The organism is Schwartzia sp. (in: firmicutes), assembly GCF_978017985.1.
This window is the reverse complement of the sequence record NZ_CDXDFU010000032.1, coordinates 1-7,292: the sequence shown is the minus strand read 5'-3', so window position 1 is coordinate 7,292 and position 7,292 is coordinate 1. Positions and strand designations below refer to the sequence as shown.

At 50.7% G+C, this 7,292-nt stretch carries 6 protein-coding genes; 2 read left to right on the top strand and 4 right to left on the bottom strand.

Annotated elements, in window-relative coordinates:
* Positions 1-1,473, top strand: a 1,473-nt coding sequence (locus ACY69O_RS01460; protein WP_462331696.1) for a carboxylesterase/lipase family protein, incomplete at its 5' end; no start/stop codon positions are given.
* Between the two features lie 91 nt (positions 1,474-1,564).
* On the opposite strand, the gene ACY69O_RS01455 is transcribed toward ACY69O_RS01460, so the two are convergent.
* The 4 genes from ACY69O_RS01455 to ACY69O_RS01440 all read right to left on the bottom strand — a co-directional run bounded on the left by ACY69O_RS01455 (position 1,565) and on the right by ACY69O_RS01440 (position 6,681).
* A complete protein-coding gene (locus tag ACY69O_RS01455) occupies positions 1,565-3,148 on the bottom strand; it encodes a sensor histidine kinase (RefSeq protein ID WP_462331695.1) in 1,584 nt (527 codons plus the stop codon).
* Entirely contained in the window at positions 3,148-3,822 is a 675-nt protein-coding gene (locus ACY69O_RS01450; protein WP_462331694.1) for a response regulator transcription factor, read from the bottom strand. The genes ACY69O_RS01455 and ACY69O_RS01450 overlap by 1 nt, the downstream gene beginning before the upstream one ends.
* A 110-nt stretch (positions 3,823-3,932) precedes the next feature.
* Positions 3,933-4,970 carry a substrate-binding domain-containing protein gene (locus tag ACY69O_RS01445; protein WP_462331693.1) on the bottom strand — a complete coding sequence of 346 codons (1,038 nt, stop codon included), beginning with the start codon at positions 4,968-4,970 and terminating at the stop codon, positions 3,933-3,935.
* A 13-nt stretch (positions 4,971-4,983) separates the two neighbouring features.
* Positions 4,984-6,681, bottom strand: coding sequence for a methyl-accepting chemotaxis protein (locus ACY69O_RS01440; protein WP_462331692.1), 1,698 nt, complete (start codon positions 6,679-6,681; stop codon positions 4,984-4,986).
* Between the two features lie 209 nt (positions 6,682-6,890).
* Here ACY69O_RS01440 and ACY69O_RS01435 point away from each other — a divergent pair, with 209 nt between their 5' ends.
* Positions 6,891-7,133 carry a hypothetical protein gene (locus tag ACY69O_RS01435; RefSeq protein ID WP_462331691.1) on the top strand — a complete coding sequence of 81 codons (243 nt, stop codon included), beginning with the start codon at positions 6,891-6,893 and terminating at the stop codon, positions 7,131-7,133.
* The last annotated feature ends 159 nt before the right edge of the window (positions 7,134-7,292 follow it).

Sequence of the window (7,292 nt, the reverse complement as noted above, 5' to 3'; positions counted from 1 at the left end):
TGCAGCGTTAAAACCCGTTACGGCACGTTCAACGGCTTTGTGGATCAAAATGGTGTCAAAACATGGCTGGGAATTCCTTATGCCAAGCCGCCTGTCGAAAAGCTGCGCTGGCAGCTTCCGCAGCCATTGAAACCGTCCAATCAATCCTTTGATGCAAAAGAATTCGGCGCTTCTGCGATTCAGGAGGACGACGCGCTTGAAAAAGCTTCGCAAAATCGTCAAAGCGAGGACTGCCTGACACTGAATATCTGGAAGCGCAGCGAAAAGAAAAATCTGCCTGTCATGGTTTTCGTACATGGCGGAAGCTTCATGCACGGCGGCACCAGTGACCCGACCTACAGCGGCACGAACATTGCGAAGGCGCATGATGTCATTGTCGTCACTTTCAATTACCGGCTGAACATTTTCGGCTTCATGAATTTCGGTCTGATTGACCCGGCGTTCGAGGACAGCGGGCATCTCGGCATGAGCGATCAAATCGCGGCACTCAGATGGGTTAAGGAAAATATCGCTGAATTCGGCGGAAATCCCGGCAACATTACCGTTTTTGGCGAAAGCGCCGGCTCTATTTCAACTTTTTTGCTGACGGTTACTCCTGCTGCCAAGGGCCTGTTCCAAAAAGCAATCCCTGAGTCGGGGCCTACGCGTTTTGTTCAGGATTTGAAGCATGCCGCCCTGCTTTTGGAAGATTTTCTGAACTTGAGCGGCACGCGCAAAATGAGCGACCTCATGCAGAAATCCTCTGCCGAGCTTAGAGATATTTACGTAAAGCTTTTTGAAATGCGCCGCGGTACTGCTCATTCCGATTACCTTCCTGCCTGCGACGGGAAATTCTGGCCGGAGGATCCCTTCACCGCGCTTAGAAACGGAGCCGCCCGCGGAATTAAATTCATGACCGGCACCACTGCCGACGAGTGGGGCTATTGGCAGCTGTACGACGAGAATTATTTTGCAGACTTCCATGAAACACACGAAAAAATTTCTCCTGTGATGAAAAGGTACAAGGAGCACACCGGCCGTACCGACAGGGAGCTTTATCGGGAATGGCTGCAAAATCGCCCTGATACCCCGGCAAATTACAGGGAGTTTATCAATCAGATGGATTGGCGCGTGGGGCAGGAACTTGATGCCGAAAATCAGTCGAAATATGAGGATGTTTACTATTATCTGTTCAGCGAAACGACGGAACGTAAAGAATTGGGGTCGTTCCATGGGCTGGAACTGGGATTCGTATTCGGTGTGAAACCAGATGAGTCCTGGCTGATGCCAAATCAAAACCTTGTCAGACAAATCCAGGCGGCGTGGACAGCCTTCGCGGCGACAGGCAGCCCTAATAATGAATTGATTCCGCACTGGGAGAAATATTCAGCCGGCAATCGCCGTACGATGGAGCTGAACTCGAAGGGCTGGGTCTGCCACAAGGATTTGAACACAGAGAATCTGAACAAACTGCGCTATATCTATGAAAGCTGAAGAGGGAATCTGATTTCTGATTAACACTTGCACGAAAAAGGGATTGTCTGCCGCCTGAGGGGAGGCAGACAATCCCTTTTGGTTTTCTTTACTATTTACTGAAGGTAAATACCGCGCCGCCGGATTCGGCATTTTTCGCTGTAAGCTCTATGCCGTGGCGATTGGCAATCTGCTTTGCAATGGCCAGTCCGAGACCTGTTCCGTTGGGATTGTTCTCCCCCTTATGGCTGCGGAAGCGTCCGAAAAGCTCGGGAAGAATATCCTCGGGGATTCCCTGTCCGTGGTCGCGTATTGAAACACTCCAGCCGCTGTCACTGCTCTGAAGAGACAGTTCAATCTCTCCGTCTGCAGGAGAAAATTTTACGGCGTTGTCCAGCACAATCAAAAACATCTGTCTGATTCGTCCGTAATCCATATCCATGATAACAGGCATAATCGGAGATACGGCCTTTATGGCTATGTTTTTCTTTGATGCTATCCTGTTGGCGGAGGAAACAGCATCCTCCAGGGCATCAGTGATATTGCCCTGAGATTTTTCGATTGTGAAATCAGGATTTTCAAGGCGTGTCAGCTCAAACAAATCATTCACCAGCCGCTCAAGCTGCGCCGTCTGGCTCATGGTCTGCTCAAGAAGTGCCGTGCGTTTTTCTTCGCTTATGGAAATACCCGACGAGAGAAGGTCTACCGTGCCGCGCAGTACGGTAAGAGGTGTCCGCAGCTCGTGGGAAACGGAAGAAAGAAAATCGCGGCGCATTTTTTCCAGACGCGCGCGTTCTTTTTCTGCCTCTGAAAGACGCTCTGCCAGAGTATCCAGGCTTTTCGCGAGGCTTCCCACCTCGTCGTCCTGTTTTATTTCCGTACGTCCGCTGTAATCACCCTCCGCAAGCACCGCTGCGGTTTTTTCCATGCGTGCAAGGGGGCTCACGAAACGGCGGGCGAGAAGAAGCGACAGAATAAGGGAGAGAAGAAAAGCAGAAGCGATGGCGGCGGCGAGAATCTTAAGCCCTGACCGCTCGCTCTCTGCCAGCCCTGAAAAGGTGCGGTGAACGAGCAGGGCGCCTGTTATTTCGCCGTTTGTGTTCTTCACAGGCGCGCCGGTGGTAAAGGAGGGCGCGTCGAGAATTGCATTGAAATCTTCGCTTGAGACAGCGCTGCCCTCAAAAATTTTATTCAGCATTTCCTCCGCCTCGGCAGGCAGCTTGTCATAGATTTCCTTATCGTCGGCACCGTAAGCGGTGATGGTTTTTGTACGCCGGTCAACCAGCCACACCGTGCCCCCTGCCAGTGCGCTGAGGTTTTTCAGATAGGATGCGTCCTCGATAGCTGCGGGCTGGGCGGTGTCGGTATCGCTTACATAGCGGCGGCAGTAGCTGTCTGATGAATTGGCGCGGGAAGCGCCCGAAGCCGTTTCATTATGGTGCATACCGCGCATGTGCATACCGCGCTGCCTTCCGCCGCGTTCACGCCGATCATCTGCGGGGCGGGCTGATGGGGCAGGAGCGGGTTCCTCCGTCAGAGAGGCGGCCAGAGCCTGTGTGCGCTGCTCCAAAAGCGCACGGTTTTCCTTTATGGACGCGTCACGCATCAGGGCATCAAAAAGCCCTGCAAGCACAACTGTAAAGACAATCAACGCCGCTGAAAAATAAAGAAAAAGGCGTCTTGTGAGCTTCGGCATTACGTTTCTCCTCCAAATGAATATCCGACACCCCAGATAGTTCGGATATCCCAGTCATCATGAGGCTCCTTCGCGAGCTTCGCACGAAGCCTCTTTATATGGGTATCGACAGTGCGGGTATCTCCTTCATAATCAAAGCCCCAAAGCGTTTCAAGGAGCCTGTCCCGGGAAAAGGCCTGGCCCTTGTTCTGAACAAACAGCAAAAGGAGGTCAAATTCCTTCTTTGTAAGGGTGATTTCCTTTCCGTTTATCTCCGTTCTGCAGGCGGAGGGGAAAAGGGAAAGACTTCCGAAGGAGATTTTTTCCTCGCTGACGGGCAGGCGGCGGAGCACCGCGCGTATGCGGGCCATTACCTCCTTGGCAGAGAATGGCTTTACGATATAATCGTCCGCGCCTATATCCAGCCCCATGATGCGGTCGTAATCCTCGCCCCGCGCTGTAATCATGAGCACAGGAACGTTTGAAATGCGGCGGATTGCACGACAAACCTCGAACCCGTCCAGCTTCGGCATCATAACGTCAAGAAGCACCGCATCAAAATGCTCCTTTTGAAAAAGCGAAAGAGCTTCCTCTCCGTCGGCGGCAGATACTGTTTCGTAGCCCTCAGCCTCGGCAAAGGATTTTAAAATATCTACAATGGCCGCGTTATCGTCGGCAATAAGTATTCTTCGCATGGCAGCCCCTTTCTTGTTGTATGTAAAATCTTTTGTGTTAATTTTATCAAAAAAATGTGTCTAAAGCATGGCAAAGAAAACGCCCTCCATAAGGAGAGCGTTAAAAATTTTTATTTCACTTCTGAAAGATTTCCTTTGTCAATTATGAGCGGAGTGCAGAGATATGACGGAACAGTAATAACACCGTTGTTGTAAGTCTTTACATCATTGATATCCGGTGTCGTGCCGTCAACCACGGCTTTTATCATGCGTACCGTCTTTGCGACAAGAAGATCCGAAGACTTATAGATGGTGAAGGTCTGTTCGCCGTTCTTTACCGCTTCAAGCGCTTTTGATTCTGCGTCCTGTCCCGACATCAGAGGCATTGCGCTGTATCCGCCTGCCTTGAGAGCGTCGCGTACCCCGCCTGCGATGCCGTCGTTCGGAGCAAGGATTGCATCCAAAGGCGCTCCGCTGTCAGGCCCGCTGAGCAGTTTTTTCATTCGGTCGCCTGCGGTTTCGGGTTTCCAGTCCTTTGTCGATACTTTATCAAAAGTAATCTCGCCGGAGGGAACAATAAGCTGCCCTTTATCAATATAAGGCTTCAGGATATCCATTGCGCCCGAGAAAAACAGATGCGCGTTGTTGTCCGACGGGTCTCCCGCAAATACCTCCATACGGAACGGGCCCGCACCGCTTTTGAGATTCATTGCGGCTTCAAGATATTCGCCCATAGCTTCGCCCACGAAGCGGCTGTCAAAGGAAGCGTAGTAGGAAACCGCATCGGTGTTCATTATGAGGCGGTCAAAGGCTATGACGGGAATTTTTTTATTCTTTGCCTCTGTCAGCACTTCACCTAGTTTTCCGCTGTCTACGGCACCTATGACAATACAGTTGGGGCCGGAGGCAATCTGTGCCTTAAGCTGCTCGTTCTGCTGTTCGGCAGAATCCGCGAACTGAAGGTCTACTGTATAGCCCTCCTTTTCAAGGGAGGATTTTATTGTCTGTCCGTTTTTCTGCCAGCTTGCCGAGGAGTTTGCAAAAGCAACCGCGACCTTCTTTGAGGCGGATTTCTCCGAAGGCCCGCAGCCGGCGGTAATCAGCGCTGCACAGGTAAAGAGCAGCAGACAGAGAATCGAGAGAAGTTTTCTCGTATTATGTGAAATCATCTGTGCGCCCTCCTTAAATTTTGAACCGTTTGGCAGAATCCGTGAGTTCATGGGAGAGGTCTGCGAGACGCTGGCTTGCTCCTGCAACCTCGTCCATGGAGGCGGACTGTTCTTCCGTTGCAGCTGATACTGATTCGGTTTCGGCGGCAACATCACGGCTGGATTGGTTGATGCCGTCCATGACTTCGACAAGAGACTCGGCCTTTGCGGAAGACTGGCGGGCTTCTGTCAGAATGGCATCGGCATGTTCTGTAAGCGAAGAAACCGCGGCAACTATGGACTCAAAGGCGCGTCCGGCCTCAGCGAGAACCTTCCGTCCGCTTTCTACATCCTGAGTGCCCTTGTTCATGCGGGCGACAGCCTGCTTGGTATCCTGCTGGGTGAGTGCGATAATCTCCGCAATCTGCTGCGCCGCGGTGTTGGATTCCTGAGCGAGCTTTCGGACTTCTTCCGCTACGACGGCGAAGCCGCGTCCTGCTTCTCCTGCACGGGCTGCTTCAATAGCAGCGTTCAGCGCAAGGAGATTTGTCTGGTCGGCTATTCCCGAAATTGTTGTACTGATCTGTCCGATTTCCGAAGAACGCTCGGCCAGCTTTTGAATTACTGTTGCGGAATCGTTGACTGAGGCGGCGATTTCAGACATCTGAGAAACCGCACCGTCGATAGAAGATTTGCCGGATGTTGCCAGTGAAGCAACACTTCGTGCTTCTTCTGCGGAGGCATCTGCCTTGTTCTCGAAGCCATGCAGACTTTCGGTCATGTCCTTTATATCCCCGAGGGAGCGTTCAACGGCTTCGCCCTGCTGACTTGTATTACCCGCGACGTTTGTTATGGAGTTTGCCACAAGCTGAGTAGCCTGTGCCGACTGATTTGCGTTTTCCGTAAGCTGCGCAGCAAAAGTCGATACATCATCTGCCGTCTGCTGAATATGTTTAATGAGCGAACGGAGATTATGTATTGTGTTTCCGTAAGCGTCGGTGAGCTGCCCAAGCTCATCTTCGGTTTTTGCTTCGGCGTTTACGGTAAGATTGCCGGCAGCAACCTGCTCGGAGATTTCCATTAAATAACGAATGGAGCGCATTATGCTGGAACTGAGATAGAAAGCCATGAAGGCTGAAAGAACAACAACAAGAACGATACAGCCTATGAGCATCCATCTCGTAGCTTCATATTTTTGTGAAGCTTCAGCGCTTTCGGCATGAATGAAATCCTTGCTGCTGTCTACGACACGCGCGAGCTTATTCGATATATCCGCGAACTGGGAATTAGAGCGTTCAAGCAGTTGGAGCGCTTCTTGCTGTCGGTTGTTCTTTGCGAACGAAATCAGACGGGCAGAATTCTGCTTATAAGCATCCCACGACTGGCGCATCTGAAGGAAGTCGTCTTTTATTTCAGGAGATATTACAGGCTCAAGCGCATCAAAAGCGATATCGAGCTGGTCGGCACGCTTTTTTGTTTCCTGAGCAGCCTGAATTCGGCTTGGAAGAGTAACGGAAGTAACTACCGCGTATTCTCCCTGCCTGTAGTCGGAAAGAGTACGGCTGCTTTCCTCTCCGACCAATACTGTTGAAAGATGTTCGGTAGCGATGCGCAATGCACCGTTGTTGATACTGCTTAAGCTGTATCCTGTGTAAACTCCGTTGGCGATAAAGATTGCTATCAGCACGCCGAATACAAGAAACAGCTTCTGCCGGATAGACAATGAGTCCAAAATAACGCCCCCCTTTTTAATGTAAACCCATATTTGTATATAATTATAGCACTTAAATATGTCTTAATATATAAAGGAAAGAAAAATTTCAAAAAATTTTTTACATATGACACAATTTTGACACAGGCCTATGTCATAATACACACAAATAAGAAATCCTGAAGCAATCTTCAGGACAGGTAAACAGACAATCTAAGGAGGAATTTACTATGAAGAAGTTATTGATGGTTATGGCAGCAGGATTTATGCTGGCGGCTGCATCGCCGACGGCAGTATTTGCAGCAGAAGCACCGGAGAACAACGCACCGTACTGCTACGAACACGGAGAAGGCTGTTGGGGAAATCACGGACGCTGGAGCAATGAGGACGGCAGCGACCGCGGAGACCGCGGCGGTTATCACGGCGGCTGCAGAGGCGGCTACGGCGGTGGCCATCATCGCGGCAACTGGTAATCAATTTGACTGAGCAGCACCCGCACGAAAAAAGTTTTCGTGCGGGTGTTGACTTTTATAGGCAAACTTGATATTATATACAAGCTGACTCGTGAGCACTGCTCCGATGAAGCGCAAGGTGTTCCTTGAAAACTAAACAATGCAGAAATGAATCATCTA